General features: G+C 67.0%; 21 protein-coding genes. 11 read left to right on the forward strand and 10 right to left on the reverse strand.

All coding sequences use genetic code 11. The features are described from left to right. Positions 1–62: 62 nt before the first annotated feature. Positions 63–374, reverse strand: coding sequence for a DUF3817 domain-containing protein (locus AC5P8R_RS07125; RefSeq protein WP_041863547.1), 312 nt, complete (start codon positions 372–374; stop codon positions 63–65). A 130-nt stretch (positions 375–504) separates the two neighbouring features. Further along, positions 505–1,440, reverse strand: coding sequence for a TIGR03571 family LLM class oxidoreductase (locus tag AC5P8R_RS07130; RefSeq protein ID WP_495223200.1), 936 nt, complete (start codon positions 1,438–1,440; stop codon positions 505–507). Positions 1,441–1,506: 66 nt separating this feature from the next. Here AC5P8R_RS07130 and AC5P8R_RS07135 point away from each other — a divergent pair, with 66 nt between their 5' ends. The 5 genes from AC5P8R_RS07135 (at position 1,507) to AC5P8R_RS07155 (ending at position 5,690) form a co-directional block, all read left to right on the forward strand. Next, on the forward strand, positions 1,507–1,956 hold the full coding sequence (locus AC5P8R_RS07135; protein ID WP_495223201.1) for a GNAT family N-acetyltransferase: 450 nt from the start codon (positions 1,507–1,509) through the stop codon (positions 1,954–1,956). Positions 1,957–2,053: 97 nt separating this feature from the next. Further along, entirely contained in the window at positions 2,054–3,574 is a 1,521-nt protein-coding gene (locus AC5P8R_RS07140; RefSeq protein WP_495223215.1) for a thioredoxin family protein, read from the forward strand. Positions 3,575–4,153: 579 nt separating this feature from the next. Continuing rightward, positions 4,154–4,783: a superoxide dismutase gene (locus AC5P8R_RS07145; protein ID WP_014647427.1), complete on the forward strand. Its 630-nt coding sequence runs from the start codon at positions 4,154–4,156 to the stop codon at positions 4,781–4,783. Further along, positions 4,780–5,358, forward strand: coding sequence for a flavin reductase family protein (locus AC5P8R_RS07150; RefSeq protein ID WP_032962524.1), 579 nt, complete (start codon positions 4,780–4,782; stop codon positions 5,356–5,358). The genes AC5P8R_RS07145 and AC5P8R_RS07150 overlap by 4 nt, the downstream gene beginning before the upstream one ends. Continuing rightward, complete coding sequence (locus AC5P8R_RS07155) at positions 5,355–5,690, forward strand: tetratricopeptide repeat protein (protein WP_014647429.1); 336 nt, start codon at positions 5,355–5,357, stop codon at positions 5,688–5,690. The genes AC5P8R_RS07150 and AC5P8R_RS07155 overlap by 4 nt, the downstream gene beginning before the upstream one ends. Before the next feature lie 5 nt (positions 5,691–5,695). On the opposite strand, the gene AC5P8R_RS07160 is transcribed toward AC5P8R_RS07155, so the two are convergent. Further along, positions 5,696–6,844: a fatty acid desaturase family protein gene (locus AC5P8R_RS07160; protein WP_014647430.1), complete on the reverse strand. Its 1,149-nt coding sequence runs from the start codon at positions 6,842–6,844 to the stop codon at positions 5,696–5,698. Between the two features lie 11 nt (positions 6,845–6,855). Next, a complete protein-coding gene (locus tag AC5P8R_RS07165; protein WP_495223202.1) occupies positions 6,856–7,926 on the reverse strand; it encodes a ferredoxin reductase in 1,071 nt (356 codons plus the stop codon). 92 nt (positions 7,927–8,018) lie between these two features. On the opposite strand from AC5P8R_RS07165, the gene fabR reads away from it, so the two are divergent. The 3 genes from fabR to AC5P8R_RS07180 all read left to right on the forward strand — a co-directional run bounded on the left by fabR (position 8,019) and on the right by AC5P8R_RS07180 (position 11,641). Beyond that, positions 8,019–8,675 (forward strand): HTH-type transcriptional repressor FabR, encoded by a 657-nt coding sequence (fabR, locus tag AC5P8R_RS07170; protein WP_014647432.1) that lies wholly within the window; start codon positions 8,019–8,021, stop codon positions 8,673–8,675. A 268-nt stretch (positions 8,676–8,943) separates the two neighbouring features. Further along, positions 8,944–11,103, forward strand: a complete 2,160-nt coding sequence (locus tag AC5P8R_RS07175) for a TonB-dependent receptor plug domain-containing protein (RefSeq protein ID WP_495223203.1) — start codon at positions 8,944–8,946, stop codon at positions 11,101–11,103. Further along, on the forward strand, positions 11,093–11,641 hold the full coding sequence (locus AC5P8R_RS07180; RefSeq protein ID WP_041863553.1) for a thioredoxin-like domain-containing protein: 549 nt from the start codon (positions 11,093–11,095) through the stop codon (positions 11,639–11,641). Before AC5P8R_RS07175 ends, AC5P8R_RS07180 begins: the two co-directional genes overlap by 11 nt. Before the next feature lie 114 nt (positions 11,642–11,755). Here the strand turns inward: AC5P8R_RS07180 and mntR are convergent, their stop codons facing one another. Continuing rightward, positions 11,756–12,226 carry a manganese-binding transcriptional regulator MntR gene (gene mntR / locus AC5P8R_RS07185; protein WP_014647435.1) on the reverse strand — a complete coding sequence of 157 codons (471 nt, stop codon included), beginning with the start codon at positions 12,224–12,226 and terminating at the stop codon, positions 11,756–11,758. Positions 12,227–12,343: 117 nt separating this feature from the next. Between mntR and AC5P8R_RS07190 the strand changes: the two genes are divergently transcribed. Beyond that, entirely contained in the window at positions 12,344–13,675 is a 1,332-nt protein-coding gene (locus AC5P8R_RS07190) for an Nramp family divalent metal transporter (RefSeq protein ID WP_495223204.1), read from the forward strand. Positions 13,676–13,737: 62 nt separating this feature from the next. Here AC5P8R_RS07190 and AC5P8R_RS07195 read toward each other — a convergent pair whose 3' ends face one another. From AC5P8R_RS07195 to AC5P8R_RS07210, 4 genes are all read right to left on the reverse strand, one after another. Continuing rightward, complete coding sequence (locus AC5P8R_RS07195) at positions 13,738–14,064, reverse strand: thioredoxin family protein (RefSeq protein WP_005409967.1); 327 nt, start codon at positions 14,062–14,064, stop codon at positions 13,738–13,740. Further along, positions 14,036–14,515: a flavodoxin gene (locus AC5P8R_RS07200; protein ID WP_041864216.1), complete on the reverse strand. Its 480-nt coding sequence runs from the start codon at positions 14,513–14,515 to the stop codon at positions 14,036–14,038. Before AC5P8R_RS07200 ends, AC5P8R_RS07195 begins: the two co-directional genes overlap by 29 nt. A gap of 13 nt (positions 14,516–14,528) precedes the next feature. After that, on the reverse strand, positions 14,529–15,569 hold the full coding sequence (locus tag AC5P8R_RS07205) for a ribonucleotide-diphosphate reductase subunit beta (protein WP_495223205.1): 1,041 nt from the start codon (positions 15,567–15,569) through the stop codon (positions 14,529–14,531). Positions 15,570–15,679: 110 nt separating this feature from the next. Continuing rightward, positions 15,680–18,043: a ribonucleoside-diphosphate reductase subunit alpha gene (locus tag AC5P8R_RS07210; RefSeq protein WP_495223207.1), complete on the reverse strand. Its 2,364-nt coding sequence runs from the start codon at positions 18,041–18,043 to the stop codon at positions 15,680–15,682. A gap of 433 nt (positions 18,044–18,476) precedes the next feature. Between AC5P8R_RS07210 and AC5P8R_RS07215 the strand changes: the two genes are divergently transcribed. Together AC5P8R_RS07215 and AC5P8R_RS07220 are read left to right on the forward strand one after the other, a co-directional pair. Then, entirely contained in the window at positions 18,477–19,454 is a 978-nt protein-coding gene (locus AC5P8R_RS07215) for a zinc-binding dehydrogenase (RefSeq protein WP_075077108.1), read from the forward strand. A gap of 201 nt (positions 19,455–19,655) precedes the next feature. After that, a complete protein-coding gene (locus tag AC5P8R_RS07220; RefSeq protein ID WP_495223208.1) occupies positions 19,656–22,283 on the forward strand; it encodes a TonB-dependent receptor in 2,628 nt (875 codons plus the stop codon). 110 nt (positions 22,284–22,393) lie between these two features. On the opposite strand, the gene betT is transcribed toward AC5P8R_RS07220, so the two are convergent. Continuing rightward, positions 22,394–24,373, reverse strand: a complete 1,980-nt coding sequence (gene betT / locus AC5P8R_RS07225) for a choline BCCT transporter BetT (protein WP_049407437.1) — start codon at positions 24,371–24,373, stop codon at positions 22,394–22,396. Between the last annotated feature and the right edge of the window lie 143 nt (positions 24,374–24,516).

A 24,516-nucleotide genomic window follows, 5' to 3' on the forward strand; every position in this document is an offset into this window, starting at 1 on the left:
ATGATAACGGCTCGTATTTGCATTTGATACCCATTCTCTTGAACGGGCACGCAACAGCGACTTCAGCGCACCGCGCGCAGGCCCAACAGGCCACGGCGCTTGAACCACCATTCCAATGGCAGCGTCACCAGCGGCGGGATGGCTGCCAGTAGCGCCAGCGCACTGGCCCACCACGGCCAGCGCAGGCGCAGCGCCGCGAACAGCGTCACCGCCACATAGAGCAGGAACGCCACGCCGTGCAGGGGTCCGAACAGCTTCACCAGCGCCACGTTGGCCATGGGGCCGTACTTCATCCACATGCCGATGAGCAGGCCGGCCCAGGTCACGGCCTCGATGAAAGCGACCGCGGCGAACAGGCGTCCGCTCGGGTGCATGGGGGAACGTTGGGTCACACGGGGCTCCGGCAGCGGGGTATCAAATGCGAATGGTACGCAGATGCGGACTTCCAGCACACCGGCGAGCGCAGCGTTGGCAACGATGAAGCGCGTGCACCCAGGTGGACACCTACCGGGGCATATTCGGCAGAACCTGCTCCCCGATCTCACGCAACACCGCGTCCATCGGCCGCCCGTTGTCGACCAGGTTGAACATCACGTGCGCCACGCCCTGCGCATGCACGCGCAGCAGATAGTCACGCAGGCCATCGCGGCCGACCTTCAGGCCCAGCGGCAGCGGCTCGGCTGGCGCCTGCGGATCGGCCTGCAGATCCAGCAGCATCGACTGCACGAACGGCTTGGCTGGCCCACCACGCTGCACCAGCGCCTGCTGCCACAGGCCGATGCGTCCTTCCTGCGCGGCCTCCTCGCGGTGATAGGTGGCCCAGCCTTCGGCCTCGCGCGCGATCCACTGCAGGCTCTGCCGCGCGGTACCCACCACCAGCATCGGGATGCGGGTTGCCGGCGCCGGCAGCACGTCAAAACCACCCGTCGCCTGCAGTACGGCCGTCCGCTCATCGGCCTCCGGTGACAGCGCCGCGCGCAACAAGGTCCAACGCGCACGGAAGGTCGCCGCCCTGCCCTCCAGATCCTCGCCGAATGCGGCGAACTCTTCCGGGCGGTCCCCCGAACCCAGGCCCAGCACGAACCGTCCGCCGCTGATCCGGTCCAGGCTCAAGGCCGACTTCGCCACCTGCAGCGGCTGCCGCAATGGCAGCACGATGGCCGCGCTGCCGACCACGATGCGTCCGGTCGCGGCAGCCAGCATGCCCAGCCACAGAAACGGGTCATCCAGCGCGCTTGCTGTCGCGTCCGGACCCTGCGGCACCATCAGCGGTACATCGCGCGCCCACAACGCGGCGAAACCAAGATCGTCGGCCAGCCGCGCAATGCGCCGCGCCGCGCCCGGATCGGCCAGCCCATGCGCCGCAACGGGCGTCATCAGGCCCAGGCTCAGTCCCTGTTGCGGAAACAACGAAGCGTAGGCGGGATTGAATTCACTCATGGGACCAGCTTAGCGTGCAGGCAACCGGCGACGATGACACGCCACACACCACAGGAAGATCGCTGCATGCCGAGGATCCGCCCCGCCCACATCGATGACCTGCCCGCGATGAGCGCGGTATGCCTGGCCGCATTCACTGCGGCCGTCGCGCCCTCGCTCAGCGCGGCCGGCATTGCTACGTTCGGCAGTGTCGCCGCCGCCGATGCGTTCGCTGCACGCCTGCAGGGTGACAACCACATCCTGGTGGCCGAGCAGGATGGCCGCATCCTCGGCGTGGTAGAGCTGAAGGAAGGCCGCCACCTGGCGATGCTGTTCGTCGATCCCGCCTGCCAGGGCCAGGGCATCGGCCATGCCCTGTTCGAAGCCGTGCTGCCGCACCTGCGCACACCGATGCTGACCGTGCGCGCCTCGCTCAACGCAGTGCCTACCTACCTGCGCTATGGCTTCGTGCTGGACGGTGATGTCGGCGAGTTCAACGGGCTGGTGTACCAGCAGATGGTGCGGGCAGCCGCCTGAGGGCAGCGGATGTCATGCCCCGCTGCACGGCCGATATAAGCAAACTGAATCAGCACACTCCCCGGCCATTCCTACAATGGACTGTCCCCCCTTCGAGATGCCGCCGATGCGCGTCGCGCTTTCCGTGTTGCTGCTGGCTTCGGCGCTGAGCGCCTGCACCCCGGCCCCGGTGTCCACCGCCAGCTCCGCCGAGGCGCCCGCGCCGGCGTCCACCATCGCCTGGCGCCAGGGCGATGTGGACGATGCCTTCGCCGAGGCCGCCGATAGCGGAAAGCCGGTGCTGCTGTACTGGGGCGCGGTCTGGTGCCCGCCGTGCAACCAGCTCAAGGCCGGCCTGTTCAAGGACCCGGCGTTCATCGCGTTGACCGGCAAGTTCGTGCCGGTCTACCTGGATGGCGACGAGGAAGGGGCACAGGCCTGGGGCGAACGCTTCGGGGTGCGCGGCTATCCGACCCTGATCGTGCTGGACCCACAACGCAATGAGCTCACCCGCGTGGCCGGCGGCAACGACGCGGCCGAACTGACCCGTGCGCTGACCGTCGCGGCCGGGCGCCGCAGCGCCATCGCCGCCACCCTGGCGACGGCACTGGCCACGCCGGACAGGCTGGCCGCCGAAGACTGGCAGGTGCTGGGCGACTACGGCTGGGAAGTCGACGCCAACCGCCTGGCCGGCGAGCGCAGGAGCCAGGATGTGCTGCGCCAGCTGTCCAAGGCCGCACCCGACGCGGCGCTGCAACGCCGCTTCGCCCTGCTGGCCCTGGCCACCGCCGACACGCCCGCCAGCTCGCCCACCGAGGTGCGTGAGCTGCTGCAGGCAGTGCTGGCGCAACCTGCCGAAGTCCGTCGTAACCGCGAACTGCTGGGCTACGCGGGCGCGACGCTGGTCAAGCAGGCCAGTGCGGGGCCGGCCACCAGCAACACGCTGGGACAGCAGCTGCTGGTCGCACTGGAGCGCGCAGATGCCGAGCGCGGCAACCGTGCCGACGACGCGCTGTCGCGTGCGCTGACCGAAGTGTCGCTGGCCCGTCAGCAGCAGCCCAACGGCGCACTGCCCGCGGCCCTGGTTGAGCGGGTCAAGCAGCGCGTGGCCGCTGCCGATGCCGCCGCCACCGATGCGCATGCACGCCAGGCCACGATCAGCAGCGCGGTCTACGCACTGCGCCAGATCGGCGACGACGCGGGCGCCGAGGCGCTGTTGCTGGCCGAGCTGAAGCGCAGCGAGCAGCCTTACTACTACATGCCCGAGCTGGCCGAACTGGCCGAGCAGCGCGGCGACACCGCCGGCGCACTGGAGTGGCTGAAGCGCGCCTACGATGGCGCGCAGGGCCCGGCCACCCGCGTACAGTGGGGCGTGCTGTACGTGGAGGGCCTGTTGAAGCTGGCGCCGGACGATGCACCACGCATCGAGCAGGCCACCGCCTCGCTGATCGCCGAACTGGAAGCGCAGCCGTCGGGCTACCACCAGCGTACCCGCCAGCGTTTCGAGCGCCTGGCCGGGCAGTTGAAGACGTGGAGCGGCAAGCACCAGGGCGCCGAAACACTGGCGCGGCTGCAGCAGCGGATGCAGCAGGCGTGCGGGGAACAGGTTGATGGTGCGTGCAAGGATTGGTTGAGTTGATGAAGGCGCTGGCGGCTGGTTCGCCTGCCGGCGCTTTTGTTGATCCGTGTGGGAGGGGGCGGGGGCCGCTGGCCAGGACACGCAAAAGCCCCTCCATGGTGCTCGATGGCGCCATCCTTGGCGCCAACGGTCCTGTCCAGCGGCCCCCGCCCCCTCCTGACAGTTTCCTGCGAGCGCGGGCAGCGCAACAGCGCGCCGGTGAGGTTCGAAAAGCGGGTTCTGGTAGTGCCGGTCGCTGGCCGGCAACCCGACCTTCGCTGATTGCCGGCCAGCGGCCGGCACTACCATGCCGCTCCTGCTCCTGCCTTTGACTCCGTCTCCGCGCCAGCGCAGGGAGCTGTCCTGCAGGGGCTGATGGGTCAGCGCAGGACCGTTGGCGCCACGGATGGCGCCATCGAGCCCCCATGGATGGGTTCACGGCGTGTCCTGCGCTGACCCATCAGCCCCTGCCTGCCAGGAAGAATCAAGGCGACGAACGCGCACGCATTTCAATCCCGCCCCTTGACCTCAACCAATGTTGAGGTGCGATAACAATCTCCCCACGGCCAGCCCCTGGCCTTCCCCACGGAGATTGCTTCGATGTCGTACTCGCTTCCCCCGCTCCCCTACGCCTACGACGCCCTTGAGCCGCACTTCGATGCGCGCACGATGGAGATCCATCACAGCAAGCACCACCAGGCCTACGTCAACAACCTCAATGCCGCCATCGAGCAGGCCGGCATCGCCGAGCTGCCGGTCGAGGCGCTGATCGCCAACCTCGGTGCCGTGCCCGAGGCGCAGCGTGGCGCGGTCCGCAACAACGGCGGTGGCCACGCCAATCACAGCCTGTTCTGGACCGTGCTCAGCGCCGACGGTGGTGCACCCGATGAGGAACTGGCCACCGCCATCGACCGTGACCTGGGCAGCTTCGATGCCTTCAAGGACGCCTTCAGCAAGGCCGCGCAGACCCGTTTCGGCAGCGGCTGGGCCTGGCTGACCAGTGATCGCGACGGCCGCCTGCAGGTCGAAAGCAGCGCCAACCAGGACAGCCCGCTGATGGGTGCAACCGTGGGCCTGTCCGGCAATACCCCGATCCTCGCGCTGGACGTCTGGGAACACGCCTACTACCTGCACTACCAGAACCGTCGCCCGGACTACATCGGTGCGTTCTTCAACATCATCAACTGGGCCGAGGTCGGCCGGCGCTACCGCCAGGCCCGGGCCTCATGAGCGGCGAGACAGTGCCGTACGCCGGGCCGTGGGCGGGGGTCTTCCCCGCACCGGCGCCGGTGCCGTCGGTCGAGATGCCGCCGCGTGCCCTGCGGCGGCTGCTCGGCCATTTCCCGACCGGCGTGGCCATCGTCTGCGCGCGCGATGCACAGGGCAAGCCGGTCGGCCTGACCATCAACTCGTTCGTACCGGTCTCGCTGCAGCCACCGCTGGTGCTGTGGAACCTGGCGTTGCACGCGCAGAGCCTGTCCACCTTCCAGCGCGCCACCCGCTTTGCAATCAGCGTGCTGGCGGCCGACCAGGAAGCGCTGGCCCGGCGCTTCGCCGATCCGCAGGTCCGCAATCGCTTCGACGGCCTGGCATTGCTGGATGACGACGAGGACGCCCCACCCCGCATCGCCGGTGCGGTCGCCCATCTCACCTGTACCCGCCACGCACAGTGGCCGGTGGGCGATCACCTGCTGCTGGCCGGCCGCATCATCGACGTGCACGAGAACGGCGGCGCGCCGCTGCTGTTCCATCGCGGCCGCTTCCAGCCCGGCCCGGCCGAACTGCTGGTGGAGGTGCGCGGATGAACATCGAAGCTCTGGAATGCATGCTCGCCGCCGGCAAGGATGGCGCGCTGCTGCGCTTCGGCCTGGGCAAGGGCTGGCTGGATGCCGGCAACCCGGTGCGCGCGGCCACCCATCTGGGCCGTTGCGTGGTGCTTGATCCGCAGTACTCGGCGGCGTGGAAGCTGCTGGGCAAGGCCTGGCTGGCCAGTGGCCAGCCGCAGGCGGCGCGCGAAGCCTGGCAGCGCGGATTGAGCGTGGCCGGCAGCAAGGGCGACCAGCAGGCACGCAAGGAAATGCAGGTGTTCCTGCGCCGCCTGGACCGCGAGCAGGCGGAGCCGGCGAAAGCGGGCTGAGTTGATCAGCCCGCGTTGGCCGATGCCGGTGCGGACATGATGTCCGACATCGGCAGGCGGCGCGGCTTGCTCGGGAACGCGTGGCGCAGGATGCGCCAGACCACCTGGCCGAACTGGCGCGGCAGCGAGCCGTTGTTGTAGTGCTGGCCGTAGCGACGGCAGATGTCCTTCACTTCCTTGGCAATGGCCGCATAGCGGTTGGCCGGCAGGTCCGGATAGAAGTGATGCTCGATCTGGTGGCTGAGGTTGCCCGACAGCACGTTGATCAGGAAGCCGCCGCTGATGTTGGATGAACCGCGCAGCTGGCGCAGGTACCAGTGGCCGCGCGATTCATTGCGCAGGCATTCCTTCGGGAAGGTTTCCGATTCGGCGGTGAAGTGGCCGCAGAAGATGATCACGTAGGTCCAGATGTTGCGCAGTCCGTTGGCCACCATGTTGCCCAGCATCACGGTGAGGAAGAACGGGCCGGCCAGCAGCGGGAAGAACACGTAGTCCTTCAGCACCTGGCGGGCCATTTTCCGCGCCACCGGGCGGGTCTGCAGCCACATCGCACGGCCGCTGATACGGCCCTTCAGCCAGCGGCCCAGGCGCAGGTCCTGCGCGGCCACGCCCCACTGGAACAGCAGCGCGAAGATCGGCGCGATGATCGGCTGCAGCAGGTAGAACGGCTTCCAGCGCTGCTCCGGGAAGATGCGCAGCAGGCCATAACCGATGTCATCGTCCATGCCACGCACGTTGGTATAGGTGTGGTGGCGGAAATTGTGGGTCTTGCGCCAGTTGTCGGCAGTGGCAACGATGTCCCACTCATAGGTATTGCCGTTGAGCTTGGGGTCGCCGGTCCAGTCGAACTGGCCGTGCATGACGTTGTGGCCCAGCTCCATGTTCTCCAGGATCTTCGACAGCGCCAGCAGCAGCGTGCCGGTGATCGCGGCCGGCCACAGCAGCGGCATCCAGAACAGTGGCGAGAACGCCGCCAGGAACAGCAGGCCACGGCCCCCCACGCCAAACCAGCGCACGGCGGCGGCCACGCGGCGGATGTAGCGGGTATCGGAGGCGCCGAGGCTGCCGATCACACGGTCGCGGATCGCGTCGAGTTCCTCACCGAAGGCATGCATCTCGGCAGTACTCAGGGCACGGTCGGTAGCGCGGGTCATGGCAGGCGTCCTCAGAGATCCAGGGTCAGGTCGGTGGTCGGTGCGCTCACGCAGATCCGTACCGGCTGCGCCGATTCGGACTGCAGGTCGCCGGTGCGCAGGTGGCGGGTGGCGCCACTGACGCGGTCACAGCTGCAGGTGTTGCAGATGCCCATGCGGCAGCCATGCCTGGGCTTGATGCCATGGGCTTCCAGGCTGTCCAGCAACGAGCTGCCACGCGGCACGCTCAGCTGGCGGCCACTGCGCGCCAGCGTCAGCACGACCTCCCCTTCACTGCTGGCGTCACGCAGCGGTGCGGGAGAAGTGAACGCTTCCGCCTGGAAACCGGCGACCTGGTGCGCCAGGCGTTCGCGGGCGGCGGCAACGAAGCCGTCCGGGCCGCAGGCCAGTACATGGCGCTGCGCCAACGGGGTGTCATCGCCCGCCACCTGCAGGTCGTGGGCATCGATACGTGCGGCGGGCACATCCCCTTCGCGGGTGGTCAGCAGATGCACACGCAGGTTCGGCTGGCTGGCGGCCAACGCCTGCAGCTCATCACGGAACTGCAGGTGGGCGGCGCTGCGTTCCCAGTAGAACAGGTCCACCGGCGCTGCCAGCGGGCGCTGGCAGGCGTCGCGCAACAGGCTGCGCATCGGCGTGATGCCACTGCCGGCAGCCAGCAGCAACACCGGCGCCGCAGCCGGCATGTGGAACTCGCCGAAGGCGGCATCGAGGCGGAACAGTTCGCCCGGCTGCGCGCGGTTGACCAGGTGCTGGCTGACGAGGCCGCCGTCGATCGCCTTGACGGTGATCGCCAGCTCGCGCCGACCCAGTGCGGTGGGGCTGTAGCTGCGCTGCCACAGGCGCCCTTCAATCTCCACGCCCAGGGTGACGTGCTGGCCGGCGCGCATGCCGGCCCAGTGCCGGTTGGTGCGCAGGACCAGGGTCGCCGCGCCCTCGCCGGCCGGCTCTCGCCGGACCAGGCGGGCCACCGGCTCGCGCAGGGTCCACAGGGGATTGAGCTGGCCCGCCCAGAAATCGAACAGCGACGGCGAGACCCAGCGGTACGGAGAGAACAGGGACGGACGGACGACAGCGCTCATGGGCGAACTATACGGGCGCACATACACCTGTGTATACATGTGTATATTGAACCGGATTGGGTATGATTCAGCCTCGCCCCACCGGAACCCCCATGGCCGCCGCCACCGCCTTGTCGACGCCTGAAGATGCCAACAGCCCGGCCCGCCGTACGGTGAGCCGCGAGGACCTGCTGGCCGCCGCCCTGAAACTGATCGGGCCGCACCGCAGCCTGTCCACGCTCAGCCTGCGCGAAGTGGCACGTGAGGCCGGCATCGCGCCGAACAGCTTCTACCGGCAGTTCCGCGACATGGACGAACTGGCCGTGGCGCTGATCGACGCCGCCGGCCGTTCGCTGCGGACCATCATCGGCGAGGCCCGCCAGCGTGCCACCTCCACCGCCACCAGCGTGGTGCGGGTTTCGGTGGAGACCTTCATGGAACAGCTGCGCGCCGACGACAAGCTGCTGCACGTACTGCTGCGCGAAGGCGCGGTGGGTTCGGACGACTTCAAGCACGCGGTCGAACGTGAGCTGCACTATTTCGAGGAAGAGCTGCAGCACGACCTGGTGCGCCTGGCCGCGCTGGACGGCGCCGTGCTGCATGCCCCGGAACTGGTGGCCAAGGCCATCACCCGGCTGGTGTTCGCGATGGGTGCCACCGCCATGGACCTGCCGCCGGAGAAGGACCCGGAGCTGATCGAAGAGATCTCCACGATGATCCGCATGATCATCGTCGGCGCCCGCACGCCCGCCGCGTTCCGCCGCGGCTGACGATCGCCCCCGGGGTCGGATCCCTTTCCAGGGGAAAGGGCTCTGACCCCAACCACACAGCAACACCAACCTCCGTGCATGACCACAGGCAGGGTTGCGGCTGCCAAATGTAATGTTATAACACCGCTATGATCTGACTCGATCGGCGTTCCGCTCGGAATGACTGCGGCGTCCTTATATAGCACTTGCTATATTGATAAGCCACCGCTTTCATATGCGTCAGCCAGGTCGCCCTCGCCGCCTTTCTTTCCCCAAGGACGACGCCCTCATGCCCGTTGCCACGCCCCTCTTCGATCGGCTGCCCCTGGCCGCCGCCATTGCCCTGACCCTGCCGCTGCCTGCACTGGCCGCCACTCCGAAACCGACCGAACTGGACCGTGTGCAGGTCAAGGTGAGCACCGCCACGCGCAGCGAACGCCTGCTGTCGGACGTGCCGATCCGCACCGAGGTGCTGCGCAAGGAAGACATCGCGCTGCGCGCGGCCACCGACTTCTCGCGCGCCGCCGAGCTGATCAACGGCCTGCGCGTGGAGAGCAACTGCCAGAACTGCAACACCAGCGAAGTGCAGCTGCTGGGCCTGCCCGGTGCCTACAACCAGCTGCTGTTCGATGGCATCCCGCTGCTGTCCACGCTGGGCAGCGTGTACGGCCTGGAACAGATTCCGGCCGGGTTCGTCGACCGCATCGAAGTGGTCAAGGGCGGTGGCTCGGCGCTGTACGGCCCGGGTGCGGTTGCCGGTGTGATCAACCTGATTCCGCCGCTGCCGGCGCGCAGTGGTGGCCATGTGCAGGCCGGCGTGGATGTCCTGGAAGGTACGCCGCAGAAGAACGCCGACCTGCGGCTGGACCTGGTGGCCAGGGACGCAGACGCCGGCCTGTCCGTGATTGCCCAGCGCAACTGGAACAACGGCATCGACTACAACGGTGACGGCTACACCGAGATCACCCGAAAGAACCTCAAGGTCGGCGGGCTGCAGGCCTGGTACGCGCCCACGCCGGGTACGCGGCTGCGCCTGGACCTGCAGGTGACCGATGAAACCCGCCGCGGCGGCAACCGCCTGGACCAGCCCGAATACCTGGCCAACATCGCCGAATCGCTGGATACGAAATACCGGCGCGGCAGTGTGTCGTGGGACCAGGAGATCACTGCCGACGTCGATTTCCGCCTGGCCTACGCCTTCGCCGACATCGACCGCGACAGCTTCTACGGCGGTCTCGGCGACGTAGTCACCGATCCGTCCGCACCCGGCTATGACCCGTCGCAGCTGGACCGCAACGTGGCCGGCAGCGCGGCCTCGCGTTCGTGGCGCCAGTACGGCCGCACCCACAACCCGCTGCACTACATCGACAGCCAGTTGAACTGGCGGCTGGGCGCGCATGCGCTGGCCTTCGGCGTGCAGTACAAGCACGAGGCGCTGCGCGACGACAACCGCACCGGTGATGGGCAGCGTCTTGCGGTGCTGGAGGATGCGACCTTCCACAACCTGGGCGCGTTCATCCAGGACGAATGGAGCCTGCGCGACAACGTCGACCTGGTGCTGGGTGCACGCGTGGACAAGAGCTCGGAACTGGACAGCGCGGTGTTCTCGCCGCGCATCGCGCTGGCCTGGCAGGCTACACCGAACCTGAAATGGCGGGCGGGCATCGCCACCGGCTTCCGTGCTCCGGAGATCTTCGTTGAGGATGTGCACGTCGATACGCTCGGTGGCCAACAGGTACGCGTGCGCAATACCGATGGCCTGAAGGAAGAGCGCGCGCTGACCACCCTGTTCGGCTTCGACTGGCGCTCGGACCCGGCCAATCCGGTGTGGAGCTGGGATGCTACCGCCTCCTATGCACGCATCCGCGATACCTTCGCGCTGGGCGAGGTCCAGCGCGGCGATGACGGCCAGCTGAGCCAGCTGCGTTACAACGCCTCCGGCTCGGACGTGCTGGGTGCGGAAACCAACCTCGGCTGGCAGCCGTCGCCGCAGTGGCGCCTGACCGCCGGCGCCTCGTGGTACCGCTCGCGCTTCCGCGAGCCGCAGCGCATCTTCGACGACAGCGGCGACGGTGGCGACACCGTGATCGAAAGCCGCGACTACCTGAAGACTCCGCGCTGGACCGGCCTGGCCCAGCTCAGCTGGATGCCGGCCGAACCGTGGGAGACCTTCGTCGCGCTGCGCCATACCGGGCCGATGTCGGTGCTGAACAACCGGTTGGGCGAACTGCACCGCACGCGTTCGTTCCTGGTCACCGATCTCGGGGCGCGTTGGCACCGTCACCTGGGCGCACAGGCGCAGCAGGAAGTGTCGGTGGCCGCGGGCGTCAAGAACGTGTTCGATCAGCGCCAGAAGGATCTGGAAGTGGGCGCACTGCGTGACAGCGACTATGTCTACGGACCGCGCTTCGCGCGCTCGTGGTATGTCAACCTGCGCTATGCGTTCTGAAGCGCTGCGAGCGTTGGTGCTGGCCTGTGCCGTGCTGCCGGCCGCACCGACGGTGGCTGCGGACCTGCACGCGCAGGTCTCGGCCTCGTTGATGCGGCCGGAGCAGCGCTCGCTGCGGCCGATGCAGTGGTCGCCGCCGCCGAAGCTGGTCGCGCTGTACTTCGGTGCCGACTGGTGCGCACCGTGCCATGCGTTCGTCCCCACGCTGCGCAGCGTGCGCGACGCATTGCGCGAAGCCGGCGCCGATACCGAAGTGGTGTACGTCAGCCTGGATGAGAGCGAGAGCGCGCTGCGCCGCTACATGCACGCGCAGGACATGCCGTGGCCGGTGCTGGACCCGCGCCGCGCCGCGCGCATGCCGGCGCTGCAGGCATTGGCCGGGCTGGCACCGCCGAACCTGGTACTGATCGATGCCGACGGCACGGTGCTGGCCAACGGCTGGCAAGGCCGGCGCTATGAAGGCCTGCAGCCGGTGTTGAAGGAATGGATGAAACGGGCGTGTGCGCAGCAGCAGGCGCGCTGCCCGCCCGATCTGTAGAGTCGAGCCACGCTCGACGCATTCGATCACCGTGCGAACGGCAGCCGAGCATGGCTCGGCTCTACAAAAACCGGGATCGCGCGAACGGCCGGAGGCCATGACCCGGCGCTACCGTTACGGCGCCTCGCCCTCGGCCTTGCGCACGAAGGCTTCGAACAAGGCCAGCGTCTGCTCGCTCACATGGTGCTCGATGCCCTCGGCATCGCGCCGCGCGGTATCCGCGTCCACGCCCAGCGCCAGCAGGAAACGCTCCACGGTCTGGTGGCGCTGGCGGCTGGCGTGGGCCAGCGCCTCGCCTTCCGGGGTCAGGAACACGCCACGGTACGGCCGCTGTACCACCCAGCCATCACGGGCCAGGCGCCGCAGCATCTTCGCCACGGTGGGCTGGGCCACGCCCAGTCGGGTGGCGATGTCGACCTGGCGGGCCTCGCCGCCGTCGGCCAGCAGGTCCGAAATCAGCTCGACATAGTCCTCCACCAGTTCCATCCGGTGCGCCTCGCGCACTTGCCGGAAGCTCTCGACCTGGCGCTCGGCCTCGATCAAGGGGGTGCTTTTCAGCGATGTCGAATCGTCGGTCTTGCCCACGCCTGCGCCTGTCCTTCCGGTGCAATCCGGTGTTGAACCTGAATTCTGGACCAGTCACACGACAAAGACGATTGTTTCACATTGCTAATGACTATAGCAGAAGCTATATTCGGACCCATGAACACCCTGGCGCCCCGCGACCCTTCGGCCTCCACTCCGGCCAGCCTGGGTGCGCTCAACGCCTCGGTCGCGGTGCCCGACAAGGGCCATTGGTGGTTCCGCCTGCTGGCCTTCCTCGGCCCGGGCTACATGATCTCGGTCGGCTACATGGACCCTGGCAACTGGGCCACTGACCTCGCCGGCGGTTCGCGCTTCGGCTACCTGCTGCTGTCGGTCATCCTCGTCTCCAACCTGATGGCGGTGATCCTGCAGGCGCTGTCGGCGCGGCTCGGCATCGCCACCGGCATGGACCTGGCGCAGGCCTGCCGCGCGCGTTACCCCAAGCCGGTGAACCTGGCGCTGTGGGCGCTGTGCGAGGCGGCGATCATCGCCTGCGACCTGGCCGAGGTGATCGGCACCGCCATCGCACTGAAACTGCTGTTCGATCTGCCACTGCTGTGGGGTGCGGTGATCACCGCGCTGGACACGCTGCTGGTGCTGCTGCTGATGAACCGCGGCTTCCGTGCGCTGGAAGCGTTCGTGATCGCGCTGCTGATGGTGATCTTCGCCTGCTTCGTGGTGCAGATCGCGATGGCTGCGCCGCCGGTGATGGCGGTGCTGGGCGGCTTCATTCCGCGCGCGCAGGTGGTGACCGATCCGCACGCGCTGTACATCGCGATCGGCATCATTGGTGCCACCGTGATGCCGCACAACCTGTACCTGCATTCGTCCATCGTGCAGACCCGCGCCTACCCACGTACCGATGAAGGCCGCCGCAGTGCGCTGCGCTGGGCGGTGACCGACAGCACCCTCGCGCTGACCCTGGCGCTGTTCATCAACGCCAGCATCCTGATCCTGGCGGCGGCGGTGTTCCATGCCAATGGCCGATTTGATGTGGAAGACATCGAGCAGGCGCACCAGCTGCTGGCACCGATGCTGGGTGTGGGCGCGGCGGCGACGTTGTTCGCGGTGGCCCTGCTGGCCTCGGGCCTGAATTCGACGGTGACCGCCACGCTGGCCGGCCAGATCGTGATGGAAGGCTTCCTGCACCTGCGAATGCCGCCGTGGCTGCGTCGGCTGATCACGCGTGCGCTGGCCATCATCCCGGTGGTGGTGGTGATCCTGCTGTTCGGCGACCAGGGCGCGGTGAAGCTGCTGGTGCTGAGCCAGGTGGTGCTGTCGATGCAGTTGCCGTTCGCGATCATCCCGCTGGTACGGATCGTGACCGACAAGATGACGATGGGCGCGCTGGTCGCACCGCGCTGGCTGGGCGCGATCGCCTGGGTGATCGCGCTGGTCATCGTGGTGTTGAACGTGAAGCTGCTGGTGGACACCTTCGCCGGGGCGTAAACCGCATCCCTGGGGTCGGACTCCTTGCCGCAGGCAAGGGATCCGACCCCGCCATCTCCACGCTACAGATGCAACGCAATCGCGGCCTCGATCTGCTGCGGCGACTGGAACCCTGCCAGGCGGGTACGTTCGTCCCCGTCACGGAACAGCGAGAGCGTCGGCGTCTGCCGCAGCCCCAGTTCCCTGAAGAACGCCTCGCCCAGCACCTCCAGCTGCACGCGCAGCAGCGTGGTGCCCTGCCCCGCGACACTGTTGGCCACCCGGTGCAGCGACATCTCCAGCATCCGGCACCCCGGGCACTGGTCCTTGTGGAAGTCCACCAGTACGCGCGGGTGTTCGGCCAGCAGCTGCTGGAACTGCTCAGGCGTGGTGGCGTCGATGATCTGCATCGCTGTTGCTCCAGTAATGGGCCAGGACCGCATCGGTCCAAGCCTCGATGGCCGCGGCATGGCGCTCGCCATGTGGCATCTGTTCGATCTCCAGCGGCGGATAGTCGCTGTGGAAGTAGCGGATCAGCCGGTGCACAGCACCGCAGTAGTACTCCTGCCCCCACTGTGTCTCGCCGGTACCGAACACCGCCAGCTGCCGCGGCCGCTCGCCGCGCTCGGCGATGCCAGCCACCCATGCCTTCATCTCCGAAGGCGTGCGGCCGGCGTTGTCGGTCCAGCAGCCCAGCAGCACCAGGTCGGCCTCGTCGGCCGCCAGGGACGGCGCCTGCTGCAGGTCGTCGGCCTCCTGCCAGTGCACGGCATGGCCTGCAGCGCGGCAACGCTCGGCAATCTGCCGGCCAAGCTCGCGGGTATTGCCGCTCAGTGAGGCCACCACCAGCAGGATGCTCAGCGCCGTGCCGGACTCAGAGGTCGTCGAAGCCGTTGTCGACGTTGGTCTTCTTGTAACTTGCATTGCGCATCTCGAAGAAGTCGGTCTTGGTCTCGGTGAAGTTGTCAGCGTAGGCCTTGATCCACGGCATCACGTTGTCGGTGGTGTCGCTGTACAGGCGCTCGATGCCGAGCATGCCGGCCATCTTGTTGGCGCGGTACTTCACGTAGCGCGTCATTTCCTCCACATCGATGCCATCGATGCCGTCCAGTACTTCCGATGACCACTGGGTTTCCAGTTCGATGGCGTGCTCGAACGCCTGGTGCACATAGGCGGTCAGCTCGTTGGTCTGCAGCTCCGGGTTCTCGCCGATGATGGCGCGGATCAGCTCGCTGATGAACTTGGTATGGGCCAGTTCGTCGCGGTTGATGAAACTGATGATCTTGCCGGTGCCGGTCATGCGGTTCTGCCGCACCATGTTGTAGAAGTACGCAAATCCGGAATAGAAGTTGATGCCCTCCAGGATCGAGGACTGGATCAACGACTTCAACAGGGTCTCGGCGGTCTTCTCGCGCATGAAGTCGTCATACGCGCCCATGATCGGCGCGTTGCGCTTGACGATGGTCGGATGGGTGCGCGCCAGTTCAAATACGCGGTTCTGGTTCGGCAGGTCGGTGATCGAGGCCAGCACATAGCTGTAACTCTCGTTGTGGATCACTTCCTGCTGGCCGATGATCGCGGCATTGGCATGCGCGGCCGGGTCGGTGATGTACTCGGCCACGTTGTAGATGAAGCGCGTCTGCGGTGAGTCGAGCGTGGCCAGCAGGCCGATGATCGAGTCGTAGGCGTTCTTTTCGCGCCCGGACAGCTCGCCGTACTGGCGCGCATCGGCCTTCATGTCGACCTCGTCGGGGATCCAGAAGTTGGTCGACAGCTCCTTGTAGGCCCGATAGAACGACGGGTACGGGATGTCATTCCAGTTCAGGATCCCGCTGGTGCGGCCGTTGATGATGCCGGTGCTGCGGTTGGGATGGCGCGGTTCGAGGATCTTGATGCGGTCGAGGGGGGTTGCCATGGTCGTCTACCTTCGTATTACGTCCGTTGCAGATGTAGAACCGAGCCCATGCTCGGCTGCTCTTCGCGTCGGAGCCGAGCGTGGGTTCGGCTCTACAGGGGCCGCAGCGGTCAGCTGGCGCACCACTCGCATTCGCTGATGTCGATGTCGTTGGAGCGCACGTAGTACGTGGTCTTCAGGCCTTCACGCCAGACGCTCAGGTGCAGCTCCAGCAGGGTGCTGGCGCGGATCGTGCTGGGCACGTACAGGTTGAAGCTGATCGACTGATCAACATGGCGCTGGCGACGCGCGTTCTGGCGCACGCTGGCGAACTGGTCGACCTTGTACGCCCCCTTCTCGTAGTACGGCCAGGTTTCCAGCGACAGGCCCGGCGCTGCCACCGGCCGCCGGAAGTCCTTTTTTTCCTCGTAGTAGAACGCGCTGTAGATCGGGTCGATCGATGCGGTGGAACCGGCAATCTGCGCGGTGCTCATGTTCGGCGCCACCGCCAGCAGCCAGCCGTTGCGCAGGCCGTGCGTGGCGACCTCGCGCGCCAGGCTGTCCCATGCGGCGCCAGTGTAGTCGCGATCACGGAAGTAACGCCCGTTGTGCCAATCGCTGCCGGTGAACATCGGATAGCTGCCCTTTTCCTTCGCCAGTTGCGCGCTGGCCTGGATGGTCAGGAAATTGATGCGCTCATACAGGCGGTCGGCCAGTTGTTCGGCATCCGGTGAATCCCACTGGATCGCCTGCTGCGCCAGCAGGTGGTGCCAACCGAACGTGCCCAGTCCGATGGCGCGGTACTTGCGGTTGGTGATCGTGGCCTGCGGCACCGGCAGTGCGTTGAGGTCGATCACGTTGTCCAGCATGCGCACCTGGATCGGGATCAGGCGCTCCAGCACATCGGTGGCCAGCAGGTCATCCGGCGCACGGATCGCGCGGCCGAGGTTGATCGAAGACAGGTTGCAGACCACGAAGTCGCCGGCGCGGCGTGTGGTGACGATCTGGTCGCCGCTGACGATCTCCTGGATCATCCGCGTCGGGCTCATGTTCTGCAGGATCTCGGTGCACAGGTTGCTGGAATAGATCATGCCGGCGTGCTTGTTCGGGTTACGGCGGTTGACCTCGTCGCGGTAGAACAGGAACGGGTTGCCCGTCTCCAGCTGGCTGAGCATGATGCGCTTGAACAGATCGATCGCCTTCACCGTGCGCCGGCTGATGCGCTCGTCGGCCACCAGTTCGGCGTAGCGGTCGCGGAAGCTGCCCGCGCCGCGCTTCTCGTCGTAGAAGTCCTGCAGGTACCAGCCCTTGGCCTGCTTCACCTCGTGCGGGTCGAACAGGTACCAGTCGGCACGGCGTTCGACTGCTTCCATGAACAGGTCCGGCACGCACACCGAGGTGAACACATCATGCGCGCGCAGGCGCTGGTCGCCGTTGTTGAGGCGCAGGTCCATGAAGGCTTCGATGTCGCGGTGCCAGATGTCCAGGTACACCGCCACCGCGCCCTTGCGCTGGCCAAGCTGGTCGACCGACACTGCGGTGTTGTTGAGCTGCTTGATCCACGGCACTACGCCGCCGGAGGAATTGGGCACGCCCCGTATCGGCGCGCCGCTGCTGCGCACATAGCCCAGATAGGCACCCACGCCGCCGCCGTGCTTGGACACGCGGGCGATGTCGGTATTGGAGTCATAGATGCCCTGCAGGCTGTCGTCCACCGTGTCGATGAAGCAGCTGGACAGTTGCCCCCCGACCTTGCCGGCGTTGGCCAGGGTCGGCGTGGCCACCGTCATGTACAGGTTGGACAGCGCCCAGTACGCCTCGCCGACCAGCTGCATGCGCCGCTCGCGCGGCTTTTCTTCCTGCATGAGATATAGCGCGATGGTCAGCCAACGCTCCTGCGGCAGCTCATAGACCTCGCGGCTGCGGTCGCTGGCCAGATAGCGCGTGGCCAGCAGGTACAGGCCGTTGTAGGCGAACAGGCGGTCGCGTTCCGGGTCGATCATCCCGCCGGCCTGCTGCAGTTCTTCCTTCGAGTAGCAGCGCAGGATGTCGTTGCTGTAGATGCCGCGGTCAGCCAGGCTTTCCTGCAGGCCCACGTAGGAGCCGTACTTCAGGCCGACATCGTAGAAGCGGTTGCGGCTGGCACGCTTGTACAGGCGGCGCAGGTAGATGCGCGCGGCAAACTGCTCCCACTCCGGCGCGACCAGGTCCACGCGCGATTCGGCCTCGCGGATCAGCAGATCGACAAGGTCATCGGCGCTGATGCTGGGCTTGCGCTCGACCATTGCCTGCACCACGCGGCGGTAGTCGCTCACATCCAGCTGCGGGAACTCGGCGTGCACCGCATCGATGCTGCGCTGCAGGCGCTCGGCGTCGAATGGCAGGCGGCGGTTGCCGGCCTCCTTGGTGATCCAGGTCGGCACGCGCTCGCCACCGGCGCGCAAGGCGTCGCCAGCGCCGGCCAGATCGGCCACGCGGAAGGTACTGTCGGTCATGGTGGTGAAGCTCCAGGCTCGCACGCGCGTTGGCGGTCGATGCCATGGCGGCCCTGCACGCGATACCGGCGCACGGGGCGGTCGGGGTGGGATGCCAAAGCGCGGGAATACCAGATCGTCGGCAACAGCCTGCGCCTGCGGCCGGTATCCGGGCCGTGGGGGCGATCTGGGTCCGCACGATGGCGGCCGCGTCGACACGGCAAGCCTTCAGGGGCGGGCCGCGGGACGTTTGCTGCGTGTCCGGCGGCGGCGGCTGACCGGGAGTGACGACCACAACATAGTGGGGATAATCGGAACCGTCAACACAAGATGCGGCAATCACGACATGCCGCGACGATCAGTCGCAGGATGCCGTGTTGCACCTGCGGCGCCTTGTCGACAGCGCCTGCGTCCCCAGTTCGGTACAACATCAACTTTCCGCGGAACACCGCCCATGCGCGCTGCCCAGTACCCTTCCTTCGGCAACCCGGCCGACGTCCTCGCCATTGCCGATGCCACCCTCCCCGAGCCCGGCCCCGGCGAGGTGCGCATCCGCACCGTGCTGGCCTCGATCCACAATCACGACCTGCTGACCGTGCGCGGCCTCTACGGCTACAAGCCGACACTGCCGGCGATCGGTGGCAGTGAAGCATTGGGCGTGGTCGATGCACTCGGCGAAGGCGTCGACGGCCTGCAGATCGGCCAGCGGGTGGCCGCCGCCTCGGTGCATGGCACCTGGGCCGAAGCGTTCATTGCACCGGCACGCATGGTGATTCCGATGCCCGAGGCGATCCCCGACGAAATGGCCGCGCAGCTGATCGCCATGCCGCTGAGCGCGCTGATGCTGCTGGAATTCCTGCACGTCGAAGCAGGCCAGTGGATCGTGCAGAACACCGCCAATGGCGCGGTGGGCAAGTCGCTGGCGATGCTGGCGCGGGCGCGTGGCGTGCATGTGGCCAACCTGGTGCGCAATGCCGATGCCGTCGCGCAGTTGCAGGCGCTGGGTATCGATCATGTGTTCGACACCTCGGTGGAGGGTTGGAAGGATCGCGTGCGTGAAGCGACCGGCGAAGCACAGGCCGCGGCCGCGGTGGATTCCATCGGCGGCGACGCCAGCGGTGACCTGGTCGACCTGCTCGGCCACCACGGCACGCTGGTGTCGTTCGGGGTGATGAGCGGCGAGCCGATGCGCATTCCCGCCGGTGGCCTGATCTACAAGGAGGCCACGGTGAAGGGCTTCTGGGGCAGCAAAGTCAGCCAGGCGATGGCGGTGGAGGACAAGCGCCGGCTGGTCGGCGAGCTGCTGAAGCGTGCGGCCAGCGGCGAACTGACCCTGCCGGTGGAGAAGATCTTCGCACTGGACGACATCGCCCAGGCGGCGAAGGCGGGCGCCGGTTCTGGCCGCAATGGCAAGGTGCTGCTGCGGCCTTGAGGGTAGGACAACCGGGGTCAGATCCCTTTCCGCTGGAAAGGGATCTGACCCCGGGGAGGAGTGCGGACCAACGGTCCGCACCCATCGAGTCGGTTCGTTAAGAACCTGTGATGTATAACTGAATGCGCTTTCGTCATTGGAAGGCGTACTTGCCTGCATGCGGTACTGACGGCTCCTCCCCCGTTCGGCGTTGTCGCTTCCATGTACCGCACCACCCTGAACCTGCTTGCCGGCGCGATCGCGCTGGGCCTCACCGCCGGCGCTGCCGGCGCCGCTGAAACCGCCGATGCCGGCAAGGACAGCACCACCCTGGGCACCGTGCTGGTGACCGGCTCCAACATCAAGCGCAGCGACACCGCCGGGCCGAACCCGGTGCAGATCGTCAGCCGCGAACAGATCGAGCAGACCGGTCGCTCCACCCTCACCGACGTGCTGCGCAACCTGTCGGCCAATGCCGGCAACAGTTTCGACGAGCAGTACACCGGCAGCTTCGCCGCCGGTTCTGCATCGATCGGCCTGCGCGGCCTGTCGCCGAAGAACACGCTGGTGCTGGTCAACGGCTATCGCGTGTCCAACTTCGGCTTCGCGCTCAACACGCAGGACACCTTCGTCGACCTCAACGCGCTGCCGATCAGCGCGGTGGAACGCATCGAAGTGCTGAAGGATGGCGCCTCGGCGGTGTACGGTTCCGATGCCATCGCCGGCGTTATCAACATCATCCTGCGAAAGAACTTCCAGGGCGTGGAAGTCGGCGGCGGCTTCGGTACCGCCACCCAGGGCGGCCTGGACGAACGCAAGGCCAACCTGCTGGCCGGCTTCGGTGACCTCGAACAGCAGGGCTGGAACGTGCTGTTCGGGCTGGACCTGCTCAAGCGCGATCGGCTCGATGCAGACCAGCGCGCCTTTACCCGCAGCGGCGATTTCCGCGACAGGCCCGGCGGCCGCCTGGCCGGCTGGTCCACTGCCGGTGGCAACTGGCTGTCCAACCCGCGCGCGCCGCAACCGTTCGCCAGTTGCCCCGAGGGCAGCCAGCTGCGCCCCTACAGCGATTTCGGCAGCACCCTGCCCGGCCAGGCCTGCGCCTTCAACGCGCAGCCGTTCAAGACCCTGCAGCCCGGCGCCGAGCGCCTGCAGGCGTCGTTGAGCGCGACCTACCGCTTCAACGACAGCGTCGAAGCCTTCGCCGATGTGCTGTACAGCCACAACAAGGCCGACCAGATCTTCAGCGCGCCGCTCACCGTGGGCCCTGGCCTGCGTGCCTACAACCCGGCCACCGGCACGCTTATCGACGTGCCGGCGGTGCTGCCGGTGGGCCACCCGAACAATCCGGGCAGCACGCCGCTGCCGTTCGAGTACACCTTCTTCGACCTCGGCCCGCGCCTGAAGGACAACACCCAGGTGTTCTACCGTGCCCTGGCCGGCGTGCGTGGCAGTGGCGAGCGCTGGGACTGGGAAGCGGCGGCGCTGACCTCGCAGAGCGCGCAGCGCGAGTACGTCGACAATTTCGTCAACCGCTACGCGTTCGAACAGATCCTGCGCGATGGCAGCTACAACTTCCTTAATCCGTCCAGCACGCCGGGCGCGTTGGATGCACTGCGCCTGCAGACCAAGCGGCCAGGCTGGTACAAGCTGCACGCGTTGAACGTCAAGGCCTCGACCTCGCTGTGGGACCTCCCGGCCGGTGCGGTCGGCTTCGCCTGGGGTGCCGAGTTCCGCAAGGAGTCACTGGATGCGCGCACCAGTGCACAGGTGCTGTCGGGCACCGAACTGCGCCCGGCCATCAACGTGGTCAACGGCGAGCGCCAGGTCAGCGCCGCCTACGCCGAATTGAGCGTGCCGCTGCACCGCACGCTTGAGCTGCAGGTGGCTGGTCGCGGCGACCACTACGATGATTTCGGCAAGGCGTTCTCGCCGAAGCTGGCGCTGCGCTGGCAGCCGTTGGACAGCCTGCTGCTGCGCGGTTCGTTCTCGCGCGGCTTCCGCGCCCCCTCGCTGCCGGAAATCGCGCCAGGCCAGACCGTCAGCTACGGCTCGGTGATCGATCCGCTGGATCCGCTGCAGCCCGGTGGCAGCCGTGGCGTGACCAACATCCGCACCGGCAACCCGGACCTGAAGGCCGAACGCTCGCGCAACTTCAACGTGGGCGCGGTGTGGTCACCGGATGGCGATACCAGCATCGGCCTGGACTGGTACCGCATCGAGCAGGACAACCTGGTCAAGCCGGACAGCGCGCAGTTCATCGTCGACAACCCGACGCTGTTCCCCGGCCGTGTACAGCGTGATGCGCAGGGGCGCATCCAGTTCATCACCAACCAGTACGCCAACCAGGGCGAACTGACCACCTCCGGGCTGGACCTGGACGCCAACCGCACCTTCCGCACCGAGGGCTGGGGTACCTTCACCGTGGCCGGCAGCTGGACCCACCTGCTGAGCTTCAAGCAGCCGCTGGTGGCCGGCCAGGCGCCCTATGACGGGGCCGGCAACAACCGCCACGGCGCCCTGCCGCGCACCCGCGGCACCACGTCGCTGAACTGGGCGGTGGGCGACTGGAGCAGCACGTTGAGCCTGCAGTACGTGAGCGGCTACGACCAGCGCGTGGCGACGGCCACCAGCAATCCGGGCCTGCGCGACCGCGTCAAGCCGTATCAGCAGCTGGATCTGTACGTGGCCTACGAAGGCATTCCCAACACCACGCTGTCGCTGTCGGTGCTGAACCTGACCGACAAGGACCCGCCGTTCGACCCGGCCGGCGGCTCCAACGGTTTCGACATCAGCCAGTACAACCTGCGCGGGCAGTTCGTTTCGCTGGGCGCGCGCTACCGGTTCTGATGCGCCACCTGTAGAGCCGAGCCCGTGCTCGGCTGCTCTTCGGCAACAGGAAGCCGAGCATGGGCTCGGCTCTGCTGGGGTGTGCGGACCAACGGTCCGCACCCACCGCATCACCGGCTCAGGTGCAGGAACTGCAGGTGCCGTTCGTACTGGCTGATGATGTCGTTGATGATCTGCTTGCGGCTGTAGCCGACCAGGTCGTAGTCCTGGCTGCCTTCGAACAGATGCACTTCCGCGCGGTAGTAGCGCTGGTTGCGCAGCTGCTGCGCGGCGAACGACGGGGTCAGGTAGCCACTCAGGATCACCCGGTACAGGAAATCCTGCTGCTCGCCATGGTTCACCGTCAGCTCCATGTCGCCGGCCTCGAAGCGCGTGGCCACGTCCCAGCCCTGCCCGCGCAGCTGTTCGGCCACCGCTTCCATCGCCGGCTTCACCGTGTCATCCATGAAGCGGTAGACCTGGTCGCGCACCGGGAAGTGCATGGCCTGGCTCAGGCGCTGGCGCCAGCCCTGATGGTGGCGATCGTCACCGATCAGCGGCGAGGGCCGGTACTGCAGCGCGCGCTTGCGGTGCGATTCGTCACTGAAGGCGCGGGTCAGGCCCCACATCATCAGCAGCAGCACCGCCGAGAACGGCAGCGAGGCCAATACCACCGCCGATTTCAGTGCATCGATGCTGCCGGCCAGCAGCAGCCCGGCGGTCAGCACCGCGATCACCGTGCCCCAGAACACGCGCAGCCAGCGCGGACCATCATCCTCCGGCGCGCCGCCGTGCGAGGACAGCGTGGACAACACCACCGCCCCCGAATCAGCCGACGTCACGAAGAAGATGAAGCTGACCAGCACGGTCACCGCGATCACCGTGCGGCTCCACGGGTAGCCATCCAACAGTGCATACAGCACGGTCGGTGGGTCATCCACCGCCAGCTGCGCCAGCTGCTGCTGGCCGTGGTGCAGCACCTGGTCCAGCGCGCTGTTGCCGAAGATCGACAGCCAGGCCAGGGTGAAGCCCAGCGGGATCAGCAGCACGCCGAACACGAATTCGCGGATGGTGCGGCCACGCGAGATGCGCGCGATGAACAGGCCGACGAACGGCGCCCAGCCGATCCACCAGGCCCAGTAGAACACCGTCCAACCGCCCAGCCATTCCGGCCGGCCGCCATAGGCGTACACATCGAAACTCTTGCCGACCACGCTGCCCAGGTAGTCGCCCAGGTTCTGCATCAGCGTACTCAGCAGGTACTGGGTGGGGCCGGCGCACAGCATGAACAGCACCAGCGCGATCGCCAGCAGCATGTTGATGTTGGCCATCCAGCGCACGCCCTTCTCCACGCCTGAAACCGCGACGGCCACCGCCGCGCCCATCATGCTGACCACCAGGATGATCTGCACCAGGTTGGAGTGCGGGATGTTGAACAGGTGCGACAGGCCCGCGTTGAGGTGCAGCACGCCGAAGCCCATGTCGGCGCCGATGCCGAATACGGTGGCGACAATGCCCAGCGCGTCCACGGTGTAGCCGATCGGCCCGTTGATGCGCTTGCCGATCAGCGGATACAGCGCCGAGCGCAGCGCCAGCGGCAGGTTGTGGCGATAGGCGAAGTAGGCCATCGCCATCGCTGCGAGTGCGAACACGCCCCAGCCATGCAGGCCCCAGTGCAGGAAGAGCAGCTGCATGGCCTGGCGCGCCCCGGCCTCGCCCGCCGCCGGTTCGCCCTGCGGCGGCTGCAGGTAGTGGGTCAGCGGTTCGGAGACGCAGAAGAAGAACAGGGTGATGCTGATGCCGGCGGCGAACAGCATGCCGGCCCAGGAAAGATAGCTGAACTCCGGCTCATCATGGTCGGCGCCGAGCTTGATGCCACCATACTTGGACAGCGCCACACCGACCACGAACACCAGGTACAGGGTCATCGCCAGCAGGTAGTACCAGCCGACATTGAGTGCGGCCCAGTCCTGCGCCTTGACCAGCAGGCGGCCCGCACCGAGCGGAAACAGGCTGACGAACAGCGCGAACGCCACGACAACGATCGCCGCGAAGGCGAACACAGGCCGAAGGGTGCGCACCGGGGATTGTTGCGGCTCCAGTACATCCATGGGGCGGCGTTCTCCGGTAGCTCAAAGGGTTAGCCGACCGATTCTGGCTGAACCGCAGTGGACAGAGCATGAAGTTGCGGCCTGTGGTCACAGGCCCGGCCCACCATTCCGTGTTATCACGCGCGCGCCGGAGCGCAATCTTG

It is taken from the genome of Stenotrophomonas sp. YJH_SMC_73 (assembly GCF_059370155.1).